At 64.8% G+C, this 21,512-nt stretch carries 21 protein-coding genes; 2 read left to right on the forward strand and 19 right to left on the reverse strand.

Annotated features, from left to right (window positions below):
• Positions 1 to 4: 4 nt before the first annotated feature.
• The 18 genes from ACVIGB_RS09285 to ACVIGB_RS09370 form a co-directional block, all read right to left on the reverse strand.
• Positions 5 to 1,675, reverse strand: a complete 1,671-nt coding sequence (locus ACVIGB_RS09285; protein ID WP_456722894.1) for a ribonuclease J — start codon at positions 1,673 to 1,675, stop codon at positions 5 to 7.
• Positions 1,675 to 2,481 carry a biotin--[acetyl-CoA-carboxylase] ligase gene (locus ACVIGB_RS09290; RefSeq protein WP_456722893.1) on the reverse strand — a complete coding sequence of 269 codons (807 nt, stop codon included), beginning with the start codon at positions 2,479 to 2,481 and terminating at the stop codon, positions 1,675 to 1,677. The genes ACVIGB_RS09285 and ACVIGB_RS09290 overlap by 1 nt, the downstream gene beginning before the upstream one ends.
• 61 nt (positions 2,482 to 2,542) lie before the next feature.
• Entirely contained in the window at positions 2,543 to 3,979 is a 1,437-nt protein-coding gene (nuoN, locus tag ACVIGB_RS09295; RefSeq protein WP_092114636.1) for an NADH-quinone oxidoreductase subunit NuoN, read from the reverse strand.
• A gap of 10 nt (positions 3,980 to 3,989) precedes the next feature.
• Positions 3,990 to 5,504, reverse strand: coding sequence for an NADH-quinone oxidoreductase subunit M (locus tag ACVIGB_RS09300; protein WP_456722892.1), 1,515 nt, complete (start codon positions 5,502 to 5,504; stop codon positions 3,990 to 3,992).
• On the reverse strand, positions 5,505 to 7,565 hold the full coding sequence (gene nuoL / locus ACVIGB_RS09305; protein ID WP_456722891.1) for an NADH-quinone oxidoreductase subunit L: 2,061 nt from the start codon (positions 7,563 to 7,565) through the stop codon (positions 5,505 to 5,507). It abuts the gene before it with no gap.
• A gap of 7 nt (positions 7,566 to 7,572) precedes the next feature.
• The gene (gene nuoK / locus ACVIGB_RS09310) at positions 7,573 to 7,881 is read right to left on the reverse strand and encodes an NADH-quinone oxidoreductase subunit NuoK (protein ID WP_027537255.1); all 309 of its coding nucleotides are present in this window, start codon (positions 7,879 to 7,881) and stop codon (positions 7,573 to 7,575) included.
• On the reverse strand, positions 7,878 to 8,516 hold the full coding sequence (locus tag ACVIGB_RS09315; RefSeq protein ID WP_456722890.1) for an NADH-quinone oxidoreductase subunit J: 639 nt from the start codon (positions 8,514 to 8,516) through the stop codon (positions 7,878 to 7,880). The genes nuoK and ACVIGB_RS09315 overlap by 4 nt, the downstream gene beginning before the upstream one ends.
• A gap of 9 nt (positions 8,517 to 8,525) precedes the next feature.
• Complete coding sequence (gene nuoI / locus ACVIGB_RS09320) at positions 8,526 to 9,020, reverse strand: NADH-quinone oxidoreductase subunit NuoI (protein ID WP_212314863.1); 495 nt, start codon at positions 9,018 to 9,020, stop codon at positions 8,526 to 8,528.
• A gap of 7 nt (positions 9,021 to 9,027) precedes the next feature.
• Positions 9,028 to 10,098 (reverse strand): NADH-quinone oxidoreductase subunit NuoH, encoded by a 1,071-nt coding sequence (gene nuoH, locus ACVIGB_RS09325; protein WP_456722889.1) that lies wholly within the window; start codon positions 10,096 to 10,098, stop codon positions 9,028 to 9,030.
• 10 nt (positions 10,099 to 10,108) lie between these two features.
• Positions 10,109 to 12,184 (reverse strand): NADH-quinone oxidoreductase subunit NuoG, encoded by a 2,076-nt coding sequence (nuoG, locus tag ACVIGB_RS09330; protein WP_456722888.1) that lies wholly within the window; start codon positions 12,182 to 12,184, stop codon positions 10,109 to 10,111.
• 9 nt (positions 12,185 to 12,193) lie between these two features.
• Positions 12,194 to 13,519, reverse strand: a complete 1,326-nt coding sequence (nuoF, locus tag ACVIGB_RS09335; RefSeq protein WP_092114643.1) for an NADH-quinone oxidoreductase subunit NuoF — start codon at positions 13,517 to 13,519, stop codon at positions 12,194 to 12,196.
• A 19-nt stretch (positions 13,520 to 13,538) separates the two neighbouring features.
• Entirely contained in the window at positions 13,539 to 13,763 is a 225-nt protein-coding gene (locus ACVIGB_RS09340; protein WP_092114644.1) for a hypothetical protein, read from the reverse strand.
• Positions 13,763 to 14,374, reverse strand: coding sequence for an NADH-quinone oxidoreductase subunit NuoE (nuoE, locus tag ACVIGB_RS09345; protein WP_029080758.1), 612 nt, complete (start codon positions 14,372 to 14,374; stop codon positions 13,763 to 13,765). The genes ACVIGB_RS09340 and nuoE overlap by 1 nt, the downstream gene beginning before the upstream one ends.
• Positions 14,375 to 14,415: 41 nt before the next feature.
• Positions 14,416 to 15,606, reverse strand: a complete 1,191-nt coding sequence (locus ACVIGB_RS09350; RefSeq protein WP_456722887.1) for an NADH-quinone oxidoreductase subunit D — start codon at positions 15,604 to 15,606, stop codon at positions 14,416 to 14,418.
• Between the two features lie 2 nt (positions 15,607 to 15,608).
• Positions 15,609 to 16,226 carry an NADH-quinone oxidoreductase subunit C gene (locus tag ACVIGB_RS09355; protein WP_456722886.1) on the reverse strand — a complete coding sequence of 206 codons (618 nt, stop codon included), beginning with the start codon at positions 16,224 to 16,226 and terminating at the stop codon, positions 15,609 to 15,611.
• 10 nt (positions 16,227 to 16,236) lie between these two features.
• Entirely contained in the window at positions 16,237 to 16,827 is a 591-nt protein-coding gene (locus tag ACVIGB_RS09360) for a NuoB/complex I 20 kDa subunit family protein (protein WP_050402390.1), read from the reverse strand.
• Positions 16,818 to 17,183, reverse strand: a complete 366-nt coding sequence (locus tag ACVIGB_RS09365) for an NADH-quinone oxidoreductase subunit A (RefSeq protein WP_018271860.1) — start codon at positions 17,181 to 17,183, stop codon at positions 16,818 to 16,820. The genes ACVIGB_RS09360 and ACVIGB_RS09365 overlap by 10 nt, the downstream gene beginning before the upstream one ends.
• 214 nt (positions 17,184 to 17,397) lie before the next feature.
• Positions 17,398 to 17,913, reverse strand: a complete 516-nt coding sequence (locus tag ACVIGB_RS09370; protein ID WP_456722885.1) for a MarR family winged helix-turn-helix transcriptional regulator — start codon at positions 17,911 to 17,913, stop codon at positions 17,398 to 17,400.
• 151 nt (positions 17,914 to 18,064) lie between these two features.
• On the opposite strand from ACVIGB_RS09370, the gene ACVIGB_RS09375 reads away from it, so the two are divergent.
• Positions 18,065 to 19,255, forward strand: a complete 1,191-nt coding sequence (locus ACVIGB_RS09375) for a Rieske 2Fe-2S domain-containing protein (protein ID WP_456722884.1) — start codon at positions 18,065 to 18,067, stop codon at positions 19,253 to 19,255.
• Positions 19,256 to 19,306: 51 nt separating this feature from the next.
• Complete coding sequence (locus tag ACVIGB_RS09380) at positions 19,307 to 20,599, forward strand: spinster family MFS transporter (protein WP_456722883.1); 1,293 nt, start codon at positions 19,307 to 19,309, stop codon at positions 20,597 to 20,599.
• On the opposite strand, the gene ACVIGB_RS09385 is transcribed toward ACVIGB_RS09380, so the two are convergent.
• Positions 20,596 to 21,414 carry an alpha/beta fold hydrolase gene (locus ACVIGB_RS09385; RefSeq protein WP_456722882.1) on the reverse strand — a complete coding sequence of 273 codons (819 nt, stop codon included), beginning with the start codon at positions 21,412 to 21,414 and terminating at the stop codon, positions 20,596 to 20,598. The two genes, ACVIGB_RS09380 and ACVIGB_RS09385, sit on opposite strands and share 4 nt — an antisense overlap.
• Positions 21,415 to 21,512 lie beyond the last annotated feature (98 nt).

The following is a 21,512-nucleotide window of genomic DNA, read 5'->3' on the forward strand; positions in this document are numbered from 1 at the left end:
TGTGTCAGACCGTCAGAACGTGCACGACGCAGATCGGCTTCTTGCCCCACTGCTCGTTCAGCGCGGCCCGCACCGCACGGCGCACCGATTCCCCGAGTGCGTCCGGATCGCGGCGCCGCGGCCGGGGCAGGCCCTCGATCGTCGATACCACGACATCGAACACGATGTCGTCGAACAATTCGCCCGCGGCGTTTTTCTCCGGCATGCCGACGAGATCAACCTCGGGATCGTCGACCATCTCGCCCTGCGCGGTCATGGCGACGGCGACGAAGGCGCAGCCGGCAAAACCCATCCGCCGCCGCTCGACCACGGCGCGCGACTTGGAATCCTCAAGGATGGTTCCGTCCTTGTAGAGCCTCCCCGACGGCACTTCGCCGACGATGCCGGGATCGCCGGGCCCGAGCTTGACGAGGTCGCCGTTGCGGCAGGTCAGGACTTTCGGGACACCCGCGGCGCGCGCCAACTTGGCGTGCTCGGCGAGATGCAGCGCCTCGCCATGCACGGGGATCAGGAGCTGCGGCCGCACCCAGGAGATCATGTCGCGCAGTTCGTCGCGGCGCGGATGGCCGGAGACGTGCACCAGATGCTCGCGGTCGGTGATGATTTCGACGCCCTGCGTCACCAGCCCGTTGATGATGCCGCCGACCGCCTTCTCGTTGCCGGGAATGGTGCGGGAGGAGAAGATCACGGTGTCGCCCCTGTTCAGGGTCACCTGCGGATGGTCGTTATTGGCGATCCGCGCCAGCGCGGCGCGGGGCTCACCCTGGCTGCCGGTGCACAGCGCCAGCACCTTGTCGGGCGGGAAATGGCCGTAATAGTCGGCGCTGCGGAATTTGTGCGAGCCGTCGAGATAGCCGCATTCGCGCGCGACCTGCACCACGCGCTCCATGGCGCGGCCGACCACGACGACCTCGCGATCGGCGGCGTTCGCGGCGTCCGCCACCGCCCTCACGCGGGCGACATTGGAGGCGAAGGTGGTGACCGCGACCCGGCCCTTGGCCGCCTTGACCAGCTTCTTGATGGTGGCGGCAACCTCGGTCTCCGAAGGCGAGCGCCCGTCGCGCACCGCGTTGGTGGAATCGCCGACCAGCGCCAGCACGCCTTCGTCACCAAGCTCGCGCAGCCGCCGCTCGTCGGTCGGCAGGCCGATGATCGGGGTCGGATCGATCTTCCAGTCGCCGGTGTGCAGCACGGTGCCGACATCGGTCTTGATCGCCAGCGCGTGCGATTCCGGAATCGAATGCGCGACCGGGATGAACTCGACATTGAATGGGCCGATATCGACCCGCCCGCCCGACGGGATCACCGTGATCGGGATCTTGGGCGGATTGCGCTCGGCGGCGCATTTGGCCTCGAACAGCGCCGCGCTGAACTGCGTCGCGTAGATCTTGCAGCCGAGCTTCGGCCAGAGATCGATGATCGCGCCGAAATGGTCCTCATGGGCGTGCGTCAGCACGAGGCCCATCAGATTGTTGCGCTCCTTCTCGAGGAAGCGCACATCCGGCATGATCAGGTCGATGCCCGGCAGATGCTCCTCGTCGCCGAAGGAGACGCCGAGATCGACCGCGAGAAACGAGCGCTGGTGGCGGTTGCCGAGCCCATAGATCGACAAATTCATGCCTATCTCGCCGACGCCGCCGAGCGGTGCAAAGGTAAGCTCGTCAGGTCGCGCCATCAGTTGGCCCTCACTGTGGCTGCGGTGCCGAAATAGACCTCGCCGGCCGTGACGGGCAAGCGCTGCCCGGCCGCGGTGCGGACGATCAGGCAGCCGGTGTCGTCGATGGTGTCAAAGGTACCTTCAACGGTCGCCGTGCCGGTCTGGACCGCGACCCTGTCGCCGAGGCCGGCTGCGCGCTCCAGCCACAGCCTGCGGATCTCCGGGAAGCCGCGGCCATCGTCCCAGATGCCGCGAAACTCGACCCAAGCATCCGACAATGCCACAAACAGCTCTTCCGCACCGATCTGGATGCCGAGCGCAGCGAGCGATACCGCAGGCGTCGGCGTGCCCTCGGGCGCCGCAACGACGTTGGTGCCGATGCCGACGACGACTGCAAGCCGGTCGCCGACCGCCTCGGCCTCCAGCAGGATGCCCGAGAGCTTCTTGCCGTTGGCCAGCACGTCGTTCGGCCATTTCAGGGTGAATTTCGGGCTGTCCGGCCCGAGCCGCAGCGCCGCCTCGATGCTGACCTTCCGCAACGCGGCTTCGAGCGACAGCCCAGCGGCAAAGCCGAGCGTCGCGGCAACCGCCGGCTGAACGTCGGTCACCTCGAGAATGCTGCTGGCGAGATTGCCGCGCGGTGCGACCCAGACCCGCTGACGGCGTCCGCGGCCAGCGGTCTGCTCCGGCGTCACGAACCACATCGGCCCGCGCTCGCCGTCGCGCGCGCGCAGCATCGCCTCGGCATTGGTCGAGCCGATCTGATCGAAGGCGGCGAGCTTATAGCCCGCCGCAATGGCCCGGGGTCCGAGCGTGAAGGTCATAGTGAGGTTATGCGCATGATCCGATCCGAAAGCCAGCGTCCTGTTTTCGGGATCATGTGCCTTAGAACAGCGACTTCGCCGCCGCCGTGGCCACGCTCACCAGCGGTCCCGGATATGCGAAGAAGAAGATATTGAAGATGCCTGCGACCGCCAGCACGGTGCGCAGCTCGACGCGGACCGGGTCGAGCTTGCCGAGCGGCTGGTCGAAATACATCACCTTGACGATCGACAGATAATAGAACGCGCCCACCACGCTGGTCAGCACGCCGATCACCGCGAGCGTGAACAGGTTGGCCTTGATCGCGGCGACGAACACGTACCATTTGCCGAAGAAGCCGGCGAGCGGCGGCACGCCGGCCAGCGAGAACAGCAGCATCGCGAAGACGAAAGCAATCAGCGGGTTGGTGCGGGACAGGCCGGCGAAATCACTGATCTGCTCCAGCGCCTGGCCGTTGCGCTTCATGGCAAGGATGATCGAGAAGGTGCCGAGCGTCATCGCGACATAGATCGCGATGTAGATCAAGACGCCCTGCGCGCCTTCGACCGTGCCGGAGGCGAGGCCGACCAGCGCAAAGCCCATATGGCCGATCGAGGAATAGGCCATCAGCCGCTTGATGTTGGACTGGCCGATTGCGGCGAACGAGCCCAGCGCCATCGAGGCGATCGCCACGAACACCAGGATCTGCTGCCACTGGGTAACGATGCCCGGAAACGCGGTCAGCGTCGCACGGGTGAACACGGCGAGCGCCGCGACCTTCGGGGCCGAGGCGAAGAAGGCTGTCACCGGGGTCGGTGCGCCCTCATAGACGTCGGGCGTCCACATATGGAACGGCACCGCCGAGACCTTGAAGCAGAGGCCGGCGAGCAGGAACACCAGGCCGAACACGATGCCGATGCTGCCGGTGGTCGCGGCCGCCGCGATGCCGGCGAAGCTGACCGTGCCGGTGAAGCCGTAGATCAGCGAGGCGCCGTAGAGCAGCATGCCCGACGACAGCGCGCCGAGCACGAAATACTTCAGGCCGGCTTCGCTCGACTTGGCATTGTCGCGCTGGCTGGCGGCGACGACGTAGAGCGCAAGGCTCATCAGCTCGAGGCCGAGATAGAGCGAGATCAGGTCACCGGCCGAGATCAGCACCATCATGCCGAGCGTCGACAGCAGCACCAGGATCGAGAACTCGAAATTGCGGGTCGACGGCTGGGACAGGTACTCGGTCGACAGGATCAGCGTTGCCGCCGAGGCGATCAAAGCGAGGATCTTCAGGAAGCGGGCGAAGTCGTCGACGATGAAGCTGCCGCCGAAGGTGACGAGCTTGCCGGCCGGCAGCCAGAGCTCCAGCACGCCGGTCAGCACCAGCAGACACACCGCGAGCGCGGTGATCAGCCGCGTCGTCCCCTGCCCGCGATAGGCTCCGATCATCAACAGCACCATGGCGCCGACCGCGAGCACCAGCTCCGGCAGCACCGGCTGCAACTGATAACCTGCACTGGAAAAGCTCATGGCGGCGGCCTTACTGCGTAACCAGCGCGGCTGCCTTCACGGCAGTCACGGCGGTGTTGTAATTGTTGACGAGCTGCTGCACCGAGGCGGCCGACATGTCGAGCACCGGCTTCGGATAGACGCCGAACAGGATGGTCAGCGCGATCAGCGGGAACAGCGTCACGCATTCGCGGAAGGTGAGATCCTTGATCGACATCAGCGACGGCTTGACCAGCGCGCCGAACACCACCTTGCGGTAGAGCCAGAGCGCGTAGCAGGCCGACAGGATCACGCCCGTGGTGGCAAAGAACGCCGTCGGCAGCGAGATCTTGAAGGTGCCGAGCAAGGTCATGAACTCGCCGACGAATCCGCTCGTGCCCGGCAGACCGACATTGGCCATGGTGAAGACCATGAAGGTCATCGCATAGAGCGGCATCCGGTTGACGAGGCCGCCATAGGCCGCGATCTCGCGGGTGTGCATGCGGTCGTAGACGATGCCAACGCAGAGGAACAGCGCGCCAGAGACGATGCCGTGCGAGATCATCTGGAACATGCCGCCGGCGACGCCCTGCGTGGTCACCGCGAAGATGCCCATGGTGACGAAGCCCATATGCGCGACGGAGGAGTACGCGATCAGCTTCTTCATGTCCTCCTGCATCATCGCCACCAGCGAGGTGTAGATGATGGCGATGACCGACAGCGTGAACACGAACGGCGCAAAGTCGTGCGAGGCCAGCGGGAACATCGGCAGCGAGAAGCGCAGGAAGCCGTAGCCACCCATCTTCAGCAGGATCGCGGCCAGGATCACCGAGCCCGCCGTCGGCGCCTCGACATGCGCGTCAGGCAGCCAGGTGTGCACCGGCCACATCGGCATCTTCACCGCGAACGAGGCGAAGAACGCGAGCCACGCCCAGGTCTGCAACGAGCGCGGCACCGCGGTGTGCATCAGGGTCGGGATATCGGTCGTGCCGGCGTTCCAGTACAGCGCCATGATGGCGAGCAGCATCAGCACGGAGCCGAGGAACGTGTAGAGGAAGAACTTGAACGAGGCATAGACCCGGCGCGGGCCGCCCCAGACGCCGATGATCAGGAACATCGGAATCAGGCCGCCCTCGAAGAACAGATAGAACAGCACGAGGTCGAGCGCCGAGAAGGTGCCGACCATCAGCGTTTCCAGGATCAGGAACGCCATCATGTATTCGCTGACGCGCTGCGTCACCGACTTCCAGCTCGCGATGATGCAGAGCGGCATGATCGCGGTGGTCAGGATGATCAGCGGCAGCGAGATGCCGTCGATGCCCATGTGGTAGGTGATGCCGGTGGCGAGCCAGGACGTCTTCTCGACGAACTGGAAGTCGGTCTGCGTGGGATCGAAACGCGCGACCAGGATCAGCGACACCGCGAAGGTGATCAGCGTGGTCCACAGCGCGATCCAGCGCGCCGTGCGGCTGGCGGTCTCGTCGCCGCCCCGCGCCAGCAGGTAGACCAGGATCGCGCCGACCGCCGGTAGGAAGGTCGTGACGGAAAGGATGGGCCAGGTTGTCATTTACTGGCCTCCCAAGCCGAACATGAACCAGGTGATCAATCCGGCGGCCCCGATCAGCATCGCGAACGCGTAGTGATAGAGGTAGCCGGTCTGCAATTTCACGACGTTGCGGGTGACGTCGAGCACGCGGGCCGAGACGCCGTCCGGACCGAAGCCGTCGATGACGAAGCCGTCGCCCTTCTTCCACAGCGTGTAGCCGAGCCACTTCGCCGGGCGCACGAAGATCAAGTCGTACAGCTCGTCGAAGTACCATTTGTTGAGCAGGAACTGGTACAGCATCGGCTGCTGGTTCGCGAGCTCGACCGGCAGATACGGCCTGCGGATGTAGAACAGGTACGAGACGAACAGGCCGAGCGCCATCATCACGGTGGGAAGCGGCGCGAGCCAGCTCGGCATGTGCTCCATATCCTCGAGGATGTGCGGGTTCATCTTCACGGATTCGCGGAAGAACTCCTCGACGCCGTGCGGGCTGGCGAACACTTCCTTGAACGGCAGACCCGCCAGGATCGAGCCGGCGGCGAGCACGCCGATCGGCACCAGCATCCACACCGGGCTCTCATGCGCGGCCTCATAGTGCTTCTGGTCGTGCGGCTCACCGAAGAACGTCTTGAAGATCAGACGCCAGGAGTAGAACGAGGTCAGGCCAGCAGCCACGATGGTCAAGAGATAGGCGTAGGTCGCGAACGGGTTGTGCGCGGCGTAGGCCGCCTCGATGATCGCGTCCTTGGAGAAGTAGCCGGCAAACAGCGGGAAGCCGGTCAGCGCCAGGGTGCCGATGCACATCACCGCGAAGGTGTACGGGATCTTGCGCCACAGGCCGCCCATGTTGCGGATGTCCTGCTCGTGGTGCATCGCGTAGATCACGGAGCCCGAGCCCAAGAACAGCAGCGCCTTGAAGAAGGCGTGCGTGAACAGATGGAACATGCCGACCGAATAGGCCCCCGCTCCCATCGCCACGAACATGTAGCCGAGCTGCGAACAGGTCGAGTACGCGACGATGCGCTTGATGTCGTTCTGCACGAGGCCGATCGTGGCGGCGAAGAACGCCGTGGTCGCACCGAAGAACATCACCACCGCCTGCGCGGTCGGCGACAGCTCGAACAGCGGCGACAGCCGCGCCACCATGAAGACGCCGGCGGTGACCATGGTCGCGGCATGGATCAGCGCCGACACCGGGGTCGGGCCTTCCATCGCGTCCGGCAACCAGGTGTGCAGCAGGAACTGGGCCGACTTGCCCATCGCGCCCATGAACAGGAACAGACAGGTCAGCGTCAGCGCATCAGGATGCCAGCCGAAGAAGTCGATGGTCTTGCCGGTCAGCCCGGGCGCGGCGTGGAAGATGGTCTCGAAGTCGGTCGAACCGACCAGCGCGAAGATCGCGAAGATGCCGAGCGCGAAGCCGAAGTCGCCAACGCGGTTGACCACGAACGCCTTGATCGCCGCCGCATTCGCCGACGGCTTCTGGTACCAGAACCCGATCAGGAGGTAGCTCGCGAGACCGACGCCCTCCCAGCCGAAGAACAGCTGCACCAGATTGTCGGAGGTCACCAGCATCAGCATCGCGAAGGTGAACAGCGAGAGATAGCCGAAGAAGCGCGGCCGGTTCGGGTCCTCGTCCATGTAGCCGATGGAATAGAGGTGGACGAGCGCGGACACGGTGTTGACCACGACCAGCATCACCGCCGTCAGGGTGTCGACCCGCAGCGTCCAGGTCACCTGAAGGTCGCCCGAGGTGATCCAGGGCAGCAGCACGACGCGCGCGTCATGGTGCATGAAGCCGACATCGACCAGCGTGAACCAGGACAGCGCCGCCGAGACGAACAAGAGACCCGTGGTGATCAGTTCGGCCAGCCGCGATCCGGCCGCCGGCGGCTCGGCGACGTGGTGGTCGTCGTGACCATGATCATCATGGCCGTGATCGTCGTGGGCCGCTGAGGCATGCGCGTCGTCGTGATGGTCGACGGTGTCGCCGCTCGGGCAGCGCGCATGCGCGCCGACCAGCGAGATGATCCCCGCGAGAATGGCTCCCAGCAGAGGCAGAAATACGATTGCCTGTATCATCGCCGGATTAGCCCTTCATCAGATTGACGTCTTCAACCGCGATCGAACCGCGGTTGCGGAAATACACCACCAGCACCGCGAGGCCGATCGCGGCCTCGGCCGCCGCCACCGTCAGCACCAGCAGCGCGAACACCTGGCCGACGATGTCGCCGAGGAAGGTCGAGAACGCCACCAGGTTGATGTTGACCGAGAGCAGGATCAGCTCGATCGACATCAGGATGACGATGATGTTCTTGCGGTTCAGGAAGATGCCGAGGATCCCGAGCGTGAACAGGATCGCGCCGACCGCCAGATAGTGCCCTAGCCCGATCGTCATTTCACCCACTCCGCCGCATCGGCATCCTGCAGGCCCTGCCCCGACGCCACCTTGCGCATCGCCATCGCAATCTCGGGCGTGCGCGCGTTCTGCACGTTGATGTTCTGCCGCTTGACGTTCGCCTTGTGGCGCAGCGTCAGCACGATGGCACCGATCATCGCGACCAGGAGCACCATGCCGGCGAGCTGGAAGTAATGGATGTACTTCGTGTAGAGCACGAGGCCGAGCGCCTCGGTGTTGCTGATATTGGTTGGGATCGCCGCCGTGATCGTCTTGGTCACGGACGGGTTGATCACCCAGGCGCCGACCACCAGCAGCAGCTCGAACAGGAAGATGCCGCCGATCACGATGCCGATCGGCAGGTACTGCATGAAGCCCTCGCGCAGTTCGACGAAGTCGACGTCGAGCATCATGATCACGAACAGGAACAGCACCGCGACGGCGCCGACATAAACCACGATCAGCATCATCCCGAGGAACTCGGCGCCCATCAGGATGAACAGGCCCGAGGCGTTGACGAACGCCAGGATCAGGTACAGCACCGAGTGCACGGGATTGCGCGAGACAATCACCATGACCGCCGAGGCCACGCAGGCCGCGGCAAACAGATAGAAGAACAGCGCCGGAAGGATCATGCCCTCACCTCACCGGTACGGCGCGTCGAGCGCGATCGACTTCGCGAGCTCGCGCTCCCAGCGGTCGCCATTGGCGAGCAGCTTCGCCTTGTCATAGTAGAGTTCCTCGCGGGTCTCGGTCGCGAATTCGAAATTCGGTCCCTCGACGATGGCGTCCACCGGGCATGCCTCCTGGCACAGGCCGCAATAGATGCACTTCACCATGTCGATGTCGTAGCGCACCGTGCGGCGGGTGCCGTCGTTGCGGCGCGGGCCGGCCTCGATCGTGATCGCCTGCGCCGGGCAGATCGCCTCGCACAGCTTGCAGGCGATGCAGCGCTCCTCGCCGTTCGGATAGCGGCGCAGCGCGTGCTCGCCGCGGAAGCGCGGCGAGATCGGCCCCTTCTCGAAGGGATAGTTCAGCGTCGGCTTCGGCTTGAAGAAATACCGCATGGCGAGAACGAACGCCGAGACGAATTCCGAGAGCAGAAGCGAGCGGGCTGTTGCGTTGACGTTGACACTCATGACGACCTCACTTCGGCGCGATGCCGGCGAACTGCAGCACACCGGCCACGATCACCACCATCGCCAGCGACAGCGGCAGGAACACCTTCCAGCCGAGCCGCATCAGTTGATCGTAGCGGTAGCGCGGCACGATCGCCTTCGCCATCGCGAACATGAAGAACATGAAGAACACCTTCAGGGCGAACCAGACGATGCCCGGAACCCAGGTGAACGGCGGCAGGTTGACCGGCGGCAGCCAGCCGCCCAGGAACAGGATCGACGCCAGCGCGCACATCGTGGTGATCGCGACATACTCGCCGAGCATGAACAGGAGGTACGGCGTCGAGCCGTATTCGGTCATGAAGCCGGCGACCAGCTCGGACTCCGCTTCGACCAGGTCGAACGGCGGACGGTTGGTCTCCGCCAGCGCCGAGACGTAGAACACCACGAACATCGGGAACAGCGGCCACACATACCAGTTCAGGATGGTGAGCTGCGGCAGGCCGATCAGATGCGCGAGCCCGCGCGAGTTCTGCGCTTCGACCACCGCCGACAGGTTCAGCGAGCCGACACAGAGCAGCACGGTGATGATGACGAAGCCGATCGAGACTTCGTAGGACACCATCTGCGCCGCCGAGCGCAGCGCGGCCAGGAACGGGTACTTCGAGTTCGACGACCAACCGGCCATGATGACGCCGTAGATCGACAGCGAGGAGATCGCGAAGATGTAGAGAATGCCGACATTGATGTCGGAGATCACCCAGCCGAGATTGAACGGGATCACGGCCCAGGCGGCCAGCGCCAGGATGCACGAGACCAGCGGCGCCAGCAGGAACACGCCTTTGTTGGAGCCGGACGGAATCACCGGCTCCTTCAGCACGAACTTCAGAAGGTCGGCGAAGGATTGCAGCAATCCGAACGGGCCGACCACGTTGGGGCCGCGGCGGATCTGCACCGCCGCCCAGATCTTGCGGTCGGCGAGCAGGATGTAGGCGATCGCGATCAGCAGCACGACGAGCAGCAACAGGCTTTCCGCGACCATGATGATCAGCGGCCAGAGGAAGCCGGTCCAGAACGCGCTTGCGAAGAATTCAGCCATCAGGTCACGCTCACTCCGCTGCCGTCAGCATTCGGCCCGACGCCAGCCGCGAGCATTCCGCCATCACGGCAGAGGCCCGCGCGATCGGGTTGGTCAGATAGAAATCCTCGACGGTCGGCTTGAATGCCGCCTTGTCGACGCTGCCGCCCTTGCCGGCCAGCGCCTTGACGTCGTCGGCGTTGCCGGCCTCGATCTGGTCGAGCCGCATCAGATGCGGATAGGTCTTGAACATCGCCTGGCGCAGCGCCTGCAGCGAGTCGAACGGCAGCTTCTTGCCAAGCACGTCGGACAGCGCGCGGATGATCGCCCAGTCCTCGCGGGCTTCACCCGGCGGGAACGCGGCACGGTTGGCGATCTGCGCCCGGCCCTCGGTGTTGACGTAGATGCCGGACTTCTCGGTATAGGCGGCGCCCGGCAGGATCACGTCGGCGCGGTGCGCGCCCTTGTCGCCATGGGTGCCGATATAGACCACGAAGGTGCCGTCCGGCGCCTTGATCTCGTCGGCGCCGAGCAGGAACAGCACGTCGAGGGTGCCGAACGTCGTCATCTGCGCCGTGGTCAGGCCACCTGCCGCCGGCGAGAAGCCGATATCGAGCGCGCCGGCGCGCGAGGCGGTGTCCTGCAGCACGGCAAAGCCGTTCCAGCCGTCCTTCAGCGCACCGACATCGACGGCGAGCTTGGCGGCTTGCGCCAGCACTGCCGCGCCGTCATGCCTGGTGTAGGCGCCGGCGCCTACCAGGATGATCGGGTTCTTGGCGTTCTTCAGCACATCGGCAAAGGAGTGCTTGCCGGCCACGAGGTCCGCGAGCGTGTCGGTGCCCGCACCGAGATAGTCGTGGTCGTAGGTGAAATCGGCCTTGGCGCCGATCATGCCGACCTTGAGCCCGCCGGTGCGCCAGCGCTTGCGGATCCGGGCGTTCAGCACCGCCGCTTCCTTGCGCGGATGCGAGCCGATGATCAGGATCGCGTCGGCCTGGTCGATGCCGGCAATGGTCGGGTTGAAGATGTAGGAGCCACGGCCGGCCTTGGCGTCGAACGCGTCGCCGCCCTGCACCGCCAGATTGACCGAGCCGAACTTCGCGAGCAGCTCCTTCAGCGCATACATTTCATCGACCGCGGCGAGATCGCCCGCGATCGCGCCGATCCGCTTGCCGTCGGTGCGGCCGGCCTTGGCGGCGATGGCAGCAAAGACCTCCTGCCAGGTCGCCGACCTGAGCTGGCCATTCTCACGCACATAGGGACGGTCGAGGCGCTGCGTGCGCAAGCCGTCGACGACGTGGCGGGTCTTGTCGGAGATCCACTCCTCGTTCACCGCCTCGTTGATGCGCGGCAGGATGCGCATCACCTCGCGGCCGCGGGTGTCGACCCGGATCGCGGAGCCGACGCCGTCCATGACGTCGACCGACTGCGTCTTGCCGAGCTCCCAGGGGCGCGCCGCAAAAGCATAGGGCTTCGAGGTCAGCGCACCGACCGGGCAGATATCGACGAGATTGCCCTGCAGCTCCGAGCTTAGCGCCTGCTCGAGATAGGTGGTGATCTCCATGTCCTCGCCGCGCCCGGTCGCGCCCATTTCCGGCGCGCCGCAGACTTCGGCGGAGAAGCGGACACAACGCGTGCACTGGATGCAGCGGTTCATCGAGGTCTTGACCAGCGCGCCGAGATACTTGTCCTCGACCGCGCGCTTGTTCTCGGCGAAACGACTGGTGTCGACGCCGTAGCCCATCGCCTGGTCCTGCAAATCGCACTCGCCGCCCTGGTCGCAGATCGGGCAGTCCAGCGGATGGTTGATCAGCAGGAATTCCATCACGCCTTCGCGCGCCTTCTTGACCATCGGCGAACGGGTCGAGATCTCCGGCGGCTCGCCCTTCGGTCCCGGACGGCAGTCGCGCACGGCCCAGGCGCAGCTCGCGACCGGCTTCGGGCCGCCCTTCACCTCAACCAGGCACATCCGGCAATTGCCGGCGATCGACAGCCGCTCGTGATAGCAGAAGCGCGGAATCTCGGCGCCCGCCGCCTCACACGCCTGCAGCAGCGTGTACTCCGGCGGCACATCGATCTCTTTGCCATCGACGATGATCTTGCTCATGTCTCTTCTCTACTCCGCCGCGACCATGTGGACGGGATCACGAACGCCCTGATCGTCGAGATCGGCCTTGTGCGAATACTGATCGATGCGCTCTTCGATCTCGTGACGGAAATGCGCAATCAGACCCTGGATCGGCCACGCCGCGGCGTCGCCGAGCGCGCAGATGGTGTGGCCCTCGACCTGCTTGGTGACTTCGAGCAGCATGTCGATCTCGCGCTTGTGGGCGCGGCCGTCGGCCATGCGGGTCAAGACGCGCCACATCCAGCCGGTGCCCTCGCGGCACGGCGTGCACTGGCCGCAACTCTCATGCTTGTAGAAATACGAGATGCGCGCGATCGCCCGGATCAGGTCGGTCGACTTGTCCATCACGATCACGGCCGCGGTGCCGAGACCCGAGCGCAGCTTGCTCAAACTGTCGAAATCCATCGGCGTGTCAATGATCTGGTCGGCCGGAACCATGCGCACCGACGAGCCGCCGGGGATCACGGCCTTCAGGTTGTCCCAGCCGCCGCGAATGCCGCCGCAATGCTTCTCGATCAGCTCGCGGAACGGAATGCCCATCGCCTCTTCGACGTTGCAGGGCCGCTCGACGTGACCGGAGATGCAGAACAGCTTGGTGCCGACATTGTTCGGCCGGCCGATGGCGGCGAACCAGGCGGCGCCGCGGCGCAGGATGTCGGGGGCGACCGCAATCGACTCGACGTTGTTGACGGTGGTCGGGCAGCCATAGAGGCCGACATTGGCCGGGAACGGCGGCTTCAGCCGCGGCTGGCCCTTCTTGCCCTCGAGGCTCTCGAGCAGCGCGGTTTCTTCGCCGCAGATATAGGCGCCAGCGCCGTGCGCGACATAGATGTCGAACGGCCAGCCGTTGATGTTGTCCTTGCCGACCAGCCTGGCCTCATAGGCCTGGTCGATCGCAGCCTGCAGCCGCTCGCGTTCGCGGATGAACTCGCCGCGGATGTAGATGTAGCAGGCATGTGCGCCCATCGCGAAGCTCGCGAGCAGGCAGCCTTCGACCAGGAGATGCGGATCGTGCCGCATGATCTCGCGGTCCTTGCAGGTGCCGGGCTCCGACTCGTCCGCATTGACGACGAGATAGCTCGGACGGCCGTCCTTGGATTCCTTCGGCATGAAGGACCACTTCATGCCGGTCGGGAAGCCCGCACCGCCGCGGCCGCGCAGGCCCGACGCCTTCATCTCGTTGATGATCCAGTCGCGGCCCTTGTCGATGATCCCCTTGGTGCCATCCCAGGCGCCTCTGCGGCGCGCGCCCTCGAGGCCCCAATCATACTGGCCGTAGAGGTTCTTGAAGATGCGGTCCTTGTCGTCGAGCATGCTCAAAACTTTCCGAACATCACCGATTGGCTTGCGAATAAGCGAGCCCGGCAGCGCAGCCGCCGAACACGATGGCCCACAACAGGCTGGATTCCAGCGTCGCGCTCAGGCCGTAACGTTGCAGCAGGAACATGAAGCCCGCCGCGACGGCGGTATGCAGGGCGATCGTGCGCCAGGCCTTCATCGCCGCGCCCCTCCCCACCTTGTTTTCCTGCCCGTTTGCCTGCACCTGAAAGCCCCCCATCAGGTGGTTTCCTTCAGCGTCGTCGGCCCGCCTGCGGGGGCCGAGAACTGACGGTCAACCTGCGGGCCCGGCTTCGGCGGATTGCCGGCGGCAAAGCCGTCGAGCACCTTGCCGAAGCTTTCCTTGGTGAGGTCCTCGTAAGTGTCCTTCCAGATCAGTACCATCGGCGCGTTCACGCAGGCCCCCAGGCACTCGACCTCTTCCCACGAGAAGTTGCCGTCCTTCGACAGCTGGAAGGGATCGTGATGGATGCGATGCTGGCACACCTCGATCAGGTCAGCGGCGCCGCGCAGCCGGCACGGCGTGGTGCCGCAGACCTGGACGTGCGCCTTCTTGCCGACCGGTGAGAGCTGGAACATGGTGTAGAAGGTCGCGATCTCCAGCATGCGGATATGCGGCATCTCGAGCAGGTCGGCGACGGCGCGGATCGCCGCTTCCGAGACCCAACCGTCATGCTGCTCCTGCACACGCCACAGAATCGCGATCGCAGCCGAAGCCTGACGGCCCGGCGGATATTTCTCGATCTGCTTCTTGGCCCAGGCGAGATTCTCGTCCGTGAACGTGAAGCTCGCGGGCTGCAATTCCTTCGGGGCAAGGCGGCGGACGGACATCGATCAAACTCTCATTACGGGCGGTGCGGATGCGGACATCATCACCGGTCGACCTCGCCGAACACGATGTCCAGCGAGCCAAGGATGGCGGAAACGTCGGCCAGCAGATGGCCCTTGCAGATGTGATCCATCGCCTGCAGATGGGCGAAGCCCGGCGCGCGGATCTTGCACTTGTAGGGCTTGTTGGTGCCGTCGGCGACGAGATAGACGCCGAACTCGCCCTTCGGCGCCTCGACCGCGGCGTAGACCTCGCCGGCCGGCACGTGGACGCCTTCGGTGTAGAGCTTGAAGTGATGGATCAGCGCTTCCATCGAGCGCTTCATGTCACCACGGCGCGGCGGCGCGATCTTGTTGTCCTCGACCACGACCGGGCCCTGCCCGTCCGCAGCCTTCAGCTTCTGGATGCACTGCTTCATGATGCGCACCGACTGGCGCATCTCTTCCATGCGGATCAGGTAGCGGTCGTAGCAGTCGCCGTTCTTGCCGATCGGAATGTCGAAATCCATCTCGGCGTAGCACTCATAGGGTTGCGACTTGCGCAGGTCCCATGCCGCGCCCGAGCCGCGCACCATCACGCCGGAGAAGCCCCACTCCCAGGCCTCCTTCAGCGGCACCACGCCGATATCGACGTTGCGCTGCTTGAAGATGCGGTTGCCGGTCAACAGCGTGTCGAGGTCGTCGACGACCTTCAGGAACGGATCGCACCACGCCTCGATATCGTCGATCAGCTTTGGCGGCAGGTCCTGGTGCACGCCGCCGACGCGGAAGAACGCCGCGTGCATGCGCGAGCCCGAGGCGCGCTCATAGAACACCATCAGCTTCTCGCGCTCTTCGAAGCCCCACAGCGGCGGGGTGAGCGCGCCGACGTCCATCGCCTGTGTGGTGACGTTGAGCAGATGCGATAGGATGCGGCCGATCTCGCAATACAGCACCCGGATCAGCTGGCCGCGGCGCGGCACCATGATGCCGAGCAGCTTTTCGGCCGCGAGGCAGAACGCATGCTCCTGGTTCATCGGCGCGACATAGTCGAGCCGGTCGAAATACGGAATCGCCTGCAGATAGGTCTTGTGCTCGATCAGCTTCTCGGTGCCGCGGTGAAGCAGGCCGATATGCGGATCGACGCGCTCGACGACTTCGCCGTCCAATTCGAGCACCAAACGGAGCACGCCGTGGGCGGCCGGATGCTGCGGGCCAAAGTTGATGGTGAAATTGCGAAGATTCTGTTCGTTCATGATCAGGCCTTCGGTTCCGCCTTCGCCTTTTCGTCACCCGGCAAGGGGTAGTCGGCCCCTTCCCACGGAGACAGGAAATCGAACTTGCGGAATTCCTGGTTGAGCCGGACCGGCTCGTACAGCACCCGCTTCTCCTGGTCGTCGTAGCGAACCTCGACGAAGCCGGTGAGCGGGAAATCCTTGCGCAGCGGATGGCCGTCGAAGCCGTAATCCGTCAGCAGGCGGCGCATGTCGGGGTGGCCGATGAAGATCACGCCGTAGAGATCGTAGGTCTCGCGCTCGAACCAGTCGGCGCCGGGGAAGACGCCGATGATCGACGGCACCTGCGTGGTCTCGTCGGCCTGCCCGCGCAAACGGATGCGCGTGTTCAGCGTCGGCGACAGCAGATGATAGACGACATCGAAGCGCTTTTCGCGGCTCGGATAGTCGACCGCCGTCGCGTCGGTGAAGTTGACGAAGCGGCAGTTCGGATCGTCACGCAGAAAAGTGACGACGTCCACGATTCTGCCAATCTCGACGTCGATAGTGAGTTGATTGAACGCGACCGAGTGCGCCGTGGCGGCGCCCGGAAGCCCGCTCACGATCGTCTGCCCAAGGGCGTCGAGCTTGCCGTCGTCCATGCCTGAAACCTTAGCGTTCGATAGTGCCGATACGGCGGATCTTCTTCTGCAGCAGCAGCACGCCGTAGAGCAGCGCTTCCGCCGTGGGCGGACAGCCCGGCACATAGATGTCGATCGGCACGATGCGGTCGCAACCACGCACCACCGAGTACGAATAGTGGTAGTAGCCGCCGCCGTTGGCGCAGGAGCCCATCGAGATGACGTAGCGCGGCTCCGGCATCTGGTCGTAGACCTTGCGCAGCGCGGGCGCCATCTTGTTGGTCAGGGTGCCCGCAACGATCATCACGTCGGACTGCCGCGGCGAGGCACGCGGTGCAAAGCCGAAGCGCTCGACGTCGTAGCGCGGCATCGAGACCTGCATCATCTCGACCGCGCAGCAGGCGAGACCGAAGGTCATCCACATCAGCGAGCCGGTGCGCGCCCAGGTGATCAGGTCGTCGGCCGCCGCGACGAAGAAGCCCTTGTCGGACAGCTCGTGATTGACCTCGAGGAAAAACGGATCATTGGCGCCGACCGGCTTGCCGGTCGACGGATCGAGAATGCCTCTCGGAGCTTGCGCAATCGCCGGCTGCGAGGATGCGGCGGTGGGGCTCAATCCCATTCGAGCGCGCCTTTCTTCCATTCATACGCGAACCCGACCGTCAGCACGGCCAGGAACACCATCATCGACCAGAAGCCGGTCGCGCCCAGTTTTCCGAACGCCACGGCCCACGGGAACAGGAACGCCACTTCGAGATCGAAGATGATGAAGAGGATCGCCACCAGGTAGAAGCGGACGTCGAACTTCATGCGGGCGTCGTCAAAAGCGTTGAATCCGCATTCATAGGCGGACAGCTTTTCCGGATCCGGCGACTGGAACGCGACCAGGAACGGCGCGATCAGGAGCGCCAGCCCGATCAGGCTCGCGACCCCGATAAAGACCACAAGTGGGAGATAATTCTGCAGGATGCCGGTCATCGGCGAGGCCTTCTTGCTGCGGTTTCGGACGTGCCGCAGATTCGTTGATTGGAATTGTTCTTGAGGCTTTAGCGCAGCGCAACAGGGGGCGCAAGACAAGCTATTTTGACGCTTTTACCGCCCCTTGCCGCGGGCTGATGGCCTCATCGGGCGGATGCGCTGCCTCAATGGGCAACGCTGCGCCGGCCATCCGGTGCCCTGCGCTCTCCCCATATCAGCCCGGCTCCCGCTCGGCAGCGAGCATCTCGGCCGCGGTCAGCGTCAGCCGGTCAATATGTCCGAGCAGCAACTCAAGATCCTGCGGGCCAAGCTGTTCCAGCAGACGCCGGTTTCGTTCCTGCGCACCGGCCACAATGGCGTCATGGGCGGCGAGCCCAGCCTTGGTGAGGGAGACAAGTGTTTCCCGATTGTCACGCGGGTTGGCGGCCTTGGCGACCAGCTTGCGCGCGACGAGCTCGGCGAGCGCACGGCTGATCTGCCCCTTGTCCATGCCGACGGCTTCGGCAAGCCGCACCACGCTCATCGGCGGCCGCCGGCCGAGCGAGGCAACCAGGCCGAACTCGACCGAGGACAGGCCGGTCAGCCGCTTGTAGCGCAGCAGCGCACCGCGCCTGAGCAGATTCGCCAGCACCATCAGCCGCGACGACATCATCGCGGTGATCGGCGCCAGCTCGGCATCCACCACCGCTTCCGGCGGCAAGGCCCTCGCAGTCCTGAGCTTCTCGGTCATCGCCAACCTCTGCCAACAAAGCCTGTCCCTGCCAAGCTAAACGAGATCGTTGACATTGTCATCGATATATCGTTGACTTCGTCAACAACGTTGACTGCCATCAACGACACAGCGACCGTCGGCAAGAATCCGGCGACGGGAGGAAACCAGCATGACGACGTCCCAGCTCGATCGCGATCTCGGCACGGCCTATGCGATGAAGCCGTCCACCACCCGGACCGAGCTCACCTCGGTCGTCCGCGGCACACCGATGGGCGAGCTGCTGCGCCGCTACTGGCACCCGATCGGGCTCTCCGGCGACGCCACCGATATCCCCAGAAAAGTCCGTGCGCTCGGCGAAGACCTGATCCTCTTCCGCGACCGGCATGGCCGGGTGGGCCTCTTGCATGCGCGCTGCTGCCATCGCGGCACCACACTCTATTACGGCAAGGTCGAGGAAGACGGCATCCGCTGCTGCTATCACGGCTGGAAGTTCGACACCGAGGGCCGCTGCCTCGAACAGCCCTGCGAGCCCGAAGGCGGCCTGTTCAAGGGCAAGGTGCGCCAGCCCTGGTATCCGGTGCAGGAACGCTACGGCCTGATCTTCGCCTATATGGGCTCGGCAGATAAGAAGCCGGTGCTGCCGCGCTACGAGTGCCTGGAGAATATGGACGACGGCGAATTCGTCGAGGCCGACGATTCCTCGATCGGCGGCGGCGGGCCCGCCGTGATCCCCTGCAACTGGCTGCAGCATTTCGAGAACGTCGCCGACCCCTATCATGTGCCGGTGCTGCACGGCTCGTTCTCAGGGCCGCAATTCACCACCATGATGGCCTCGATGCCCGAGGTGAAGTTCGAGATGTCGCCGCGCGGCGTCGCGGTGCGCTCGATCCGCAAGCAGGACGACGGCAAGGTGTTCTATCGCGTCACCGAGGCCGCCCTCCCCACGCTCCGCGTCGTGCCCAATCCGCGGGTCGCGCAATTCGCCCGCGTCGAATCAATCGGCTGGACCCTGCCGATCGACGACACCGCGTTCCGCATCTATGTCGCCGGCCGCGTCAAGCAGTCAGGCGATATCGGCCGCATGCGCTCGAAGTTCAACGGCAAGTTCTGGTGGGACATGACGGAGCAGGAGCACCAGCAATTCCCCGGCGACTACGAGGCCCAGGTCGGCCAGGGGCCGGTGACGATTCATTCGGAAGAGCACTTCGGCCAGAGCGACCGCGGCATCCTGATGATCCGCCGGATGCTTTCTGACCAGATCGAGGCCGTGGCCGCCGGCCGCGACCCGATCGGCGTGTCGTTCGATGCCGATGCCAGGCCGGTCGAATTCGAGGCAGGGAATTACATCCGCGAGGCGTAAGGCCCGCGCAGGCAAACAAGAAAAGACAAGAGATCATCGGGGGAGGAAGTCATGGTCGATGTCGCACCGCAGGCGGCTGCGCAAGCGCAAGTCAGCGCCAGGCCTGCTGCCCGCCGCTATTACGTCCTCGGCCTGCTCACGATCATCTACGCCCTCAATTTCCTCGACCGCACGATCTTCAACGTCCTGATCGAGCCCATCAAGAAGGAGTTCGCGCTCAGCGACACCACGATGGGCCTGCTCGCCGGGTTCGGCTTCGTGCTGTTCTACTCGTTGCTCGGCATTCCGATTGCGCGGATGGCCGATCGCCTCAACCGCCGCAACATCGTAGCATTGGCCTTCGCGTTCTGGAGCGCGATGACCTATCTCTGCGGCCTGGCCTCCAGCGTCGCGACGCTGGCACTGGCGCGGGTCGGCGTCGGCATCGGGGAATCCGCAGGCACGCCAGCCTCGCAATCGATGATCGCCGATCTGTTCGACAAGAACGAACGTCCGCGCGCGCTCGGCATCTACGCGATCGGCACCTATCTCGGCGTCTTCCTCGGCTATTTCATCGGCGGTTATGTCAATCAGCACTATGGCTGGCGGATGGCCTTCTTCACCGCGGGCCTGCCCGGCATCGCGCTCGCCGGGGTGCTGTGGCTGACGATCTCCGAGCCGAAGCGCGGTGCGATGGCCGAGACCTTCAAGGCCGAGCCGATCGGGCCGACGCTGGGCTTCCTGATCTCGCAGCCGAGCTTCGTCATCGTGCTGGTCGGCTTCTGCCTCACGACCTACACCAACTACGCCACCGCGGTGTGGATCCCGCCGTTCCTGGCGCGCATCCATCATCTCACCAGCGCCGAGATCGGCACCTATGCCGGCACCTTCAAGGGTCTCGCCGGCATGGCGGGCACGCTGATCGGCGGCCTCGTGGTAGCGCAGATCGGCCGCCGCGACGATCGCTGGAAGCTGTGGGCGCCCGCGATCATGTCCGGCCTCGCGGGCCCCGTCTTCGCATTGTGCATGCTGACGCAAAGCTTCACGCTGATGGTCGCGACGCTCGCATTGACCTCGTTCATGGTCGGCTTCCATCTCGGCCCGATCTTTGCGATCGCCCAGACGGTCGCAAAGCCCAGCATGCGGGCGCTGGCTTCGGCGATCGTACTACTCACCGCGACCTGCTTCGGCCAGGGCGTCGGCCCCCTCGCCGTCGGCATGATCAACGACGCCCTGAAGGGCGCGTACGGCACGGATGCGGTTCGCTACTCGCTGCTGTCGGCCGCGGTGACGACGACGCTGGGCGCACTGCTGTTCGCTTGGACGGCGCGCTGGATCCGTGCCGATATCGCGCGCGCCAGCTAAGCGTCCATGAAGGCAAGCAGGTCGGCGATCAAGCGCGCACTGTGCGTCAGCGGCAAAGCGTGCGGCGCGCCTTCATAGACGGCGAGCTTGCTGCCCTTGATCAGCGCCGCCGTCTTCGCGCCGGTCAGCTCGAGCGGCGCGCTGGCATCCTTGTCGCCGTGCACGATCAGCGTCGGGCGATCGATCCCTTTGGCCGCGGCGCGCAGGTCGGCAAAGGAGATGGTCTTGCGGCAGGCCAGCGCCACCGGCAGCGGCACGCCCAGCATCATCTCCCTGATCCAGGCCCGCGTCGCCTCGGGCGTGTCGGGCATGAAGAACGGCGCCTCGTTCTCGCCCATCCATTTCGGAAAGTCCTGCGCGATCGCGGCATTCTGCGCCTCGACCATCGCCCTCGGCACCGCGACCGGATTGTCCTCGGTCTGGACGATGAACGGCGTGGTCGGTGCCACCAGGTCCAGCCGGGCGATACGATCGGCGCCGTGACGGGCCAGATAGTTCACCGCCTCGATCGATCCCATCGAATGCGCGACGATCGTGACGTCGTGGAGATCGTGCTGCTCGATCACGGCAGCGACGTCATCGGTCAGCGTGTCGAGATCGTATCCCGTCATCGGCATGTCGGAACGGCCGTGGCCGCGCCGATCCGGCGCCACGCAACGAAAACCCTTGGCGTTCAGCGCCACGATCTGGCTGCCCCAGACGCCGGAATTGAACGTCCAGGCAGCAAGCAGCAGCACCGGCTTACCCGAGCCCCAATCCTGCACGAACAGTTTTGTGCCGTCGCTCGCGGTCGCATAGAGCGGTTTGCTGGCCATGATGGATGTCCCTTTGCAGATCGATCGGCAACATCGCCGCCGATGCACCGACCATCGCAAAGGGAGATCGCGCGCGCGATTACGCGTCAGGTAATCAC

This window comes from Bradyrhizobium sp. USDA 4341, from assembly GCF_054063755.1.

Coding starts and splice junctions, on each gene's coding strand:
- ACVIGB_RS09300 (WP_456722892.1), bottom strand. CDS start 5,504: ATGACAACCTGGCCCATCCTTTCCGTCACGACCTTCCTACCGGCGGTC.
- nuoN (WP_092114636.1), bottom strand. CDS start 3,979: ATGAGCTTTTCCAGTGCAGGTTATCAGTTGCAGCCGGTGCTGCCGGAG.
- nuoF (WP_092114643.1), bottom strand. CDS start 13,519: ATGCTCGACGACAAGGACCGCATCTTCAAGAACCTCTACGGCCAGTAT.
- nuoI (WP_212314863.1), bottom strand. CDS start 9,020: ATGAGTGTCAACGTCAACGCAACAGCCCGCTCGCTTCTGCTCTCGGAA.
- ACVIGB_RS09340 (WP_092114644.1), bottom strand. CDS start 13,763: ATGGGGGGCTTTCAGGTGCAGGCAAACGGGCAGGAAAACAAGGTGGGG.
- nuoK (WP_027537255.1), bottom strand. CDS start 7,881: ATGACGATCGGGCTAGGGCACTATCTGGCGGTCGGCGCGATCCTGTTC.
- nuoG (WP_456722888.1), bottom strand. CDS start 12,184: ATGAGCAAGATCATCGTCGATGGCAAAGAGATCGATGTGCCGCCGGAG.
- nuoE (WP_029080758.1), bottom strand. CDS start 14,374: ATGTCCGTCCGCCGCCTTGCCCCGAAGGAATTGCAGCCCGCGAGCTTC.
- nuoH (WP_456722889.1), bottom strand. CDS start 10,098: ATGGCTGAATTCTTCGCAAGCGCGTTCTGGACCGGCTTCCTCTGGCCG.
- ACVIGB_RS09370 (WP_456722885.1), bottom strand. CDS start 17,913: ATGACCGAGAAGCTCAGGACTGCGAGGGCCTTGCCGCCGGAAGCGGTG.
- ACVIGB_RS09315 (WP_456722890.1), bottom strand. CDS start 8,516: ATGATCCTTCCGGCGCTGTTCTTCTATCTGTTTGCCGCGGCCTGCGTG.
- ACVIGB_RS09285 (WP_456722894.1), bottom strand. CDS start 1,675: ATGGCGCGACCTGACGAGCTTACCTTTGCACCGCTCGGCGGCGTCGGC.
- nuoL (WP_456722891.1), bottom strand. CDS start 7,565: ATGATACAGGCAATCGTATTTCTGCCTCTGCTGGGAGCCATTCTCGCG.
- ACVIGB_RS09290 (WP_456722893.1), bottom strand. CDS start 2,481: ATGACCTTCACGCTCGGACCCCGGGCCATTGCGGCGGGCTATAAGCTC.
- ACVIGB_RS09350 (WP_456722887.1), bottom strand. CDS start 15,606: ATGAACGAACAGAATCTTCGCAATTTCACCATCAACTTTGGCCCGCAG.
- ACVIGB_RS09360 (WP_050402390.1), bottom strand. CDS start 16,827: ATGGGATTGAGCCCCACCGCCGCATCCTCGCAGCCGGCGATTGCGCAA.
- ACVIGB_RS09380 (WP_456722883.1), top strand. CDS start 19,307: ATGGTCGATGTCGCACCGCAGGCGGCTGCGCAAGCGCAAGTCAGCGCC.
- ACVIGB_RS09355 (WP_456722886.1), bottom strand. CDS start 16,226: ATGGACGACGGCAAGCTCGACGCCCTTGGGCAGACGATCGTGAGCGGG.
- ACVIGB_RS09385 (WP_456722882.1), bottom strand. CDS start 21,414: ATGGCCAGCAAACCGCTCTATGCGACCGCGAGCGACGGCACAAAACTG.
- ACVIGB_RS09365 (WP_018271860.1), bottom strand. CDS start 17,183: ATGACCGGCATCCTGCAGAATTATCTCCCACTTGTGGTCTTTATCGGG.
- ACVIGB_RS09375 (WP_456722884.1), top strand. CDS start 18,065: ATGACGACGTCCCAGCTCGATCGCGATCTCGGCACGGCCTATGCGATG.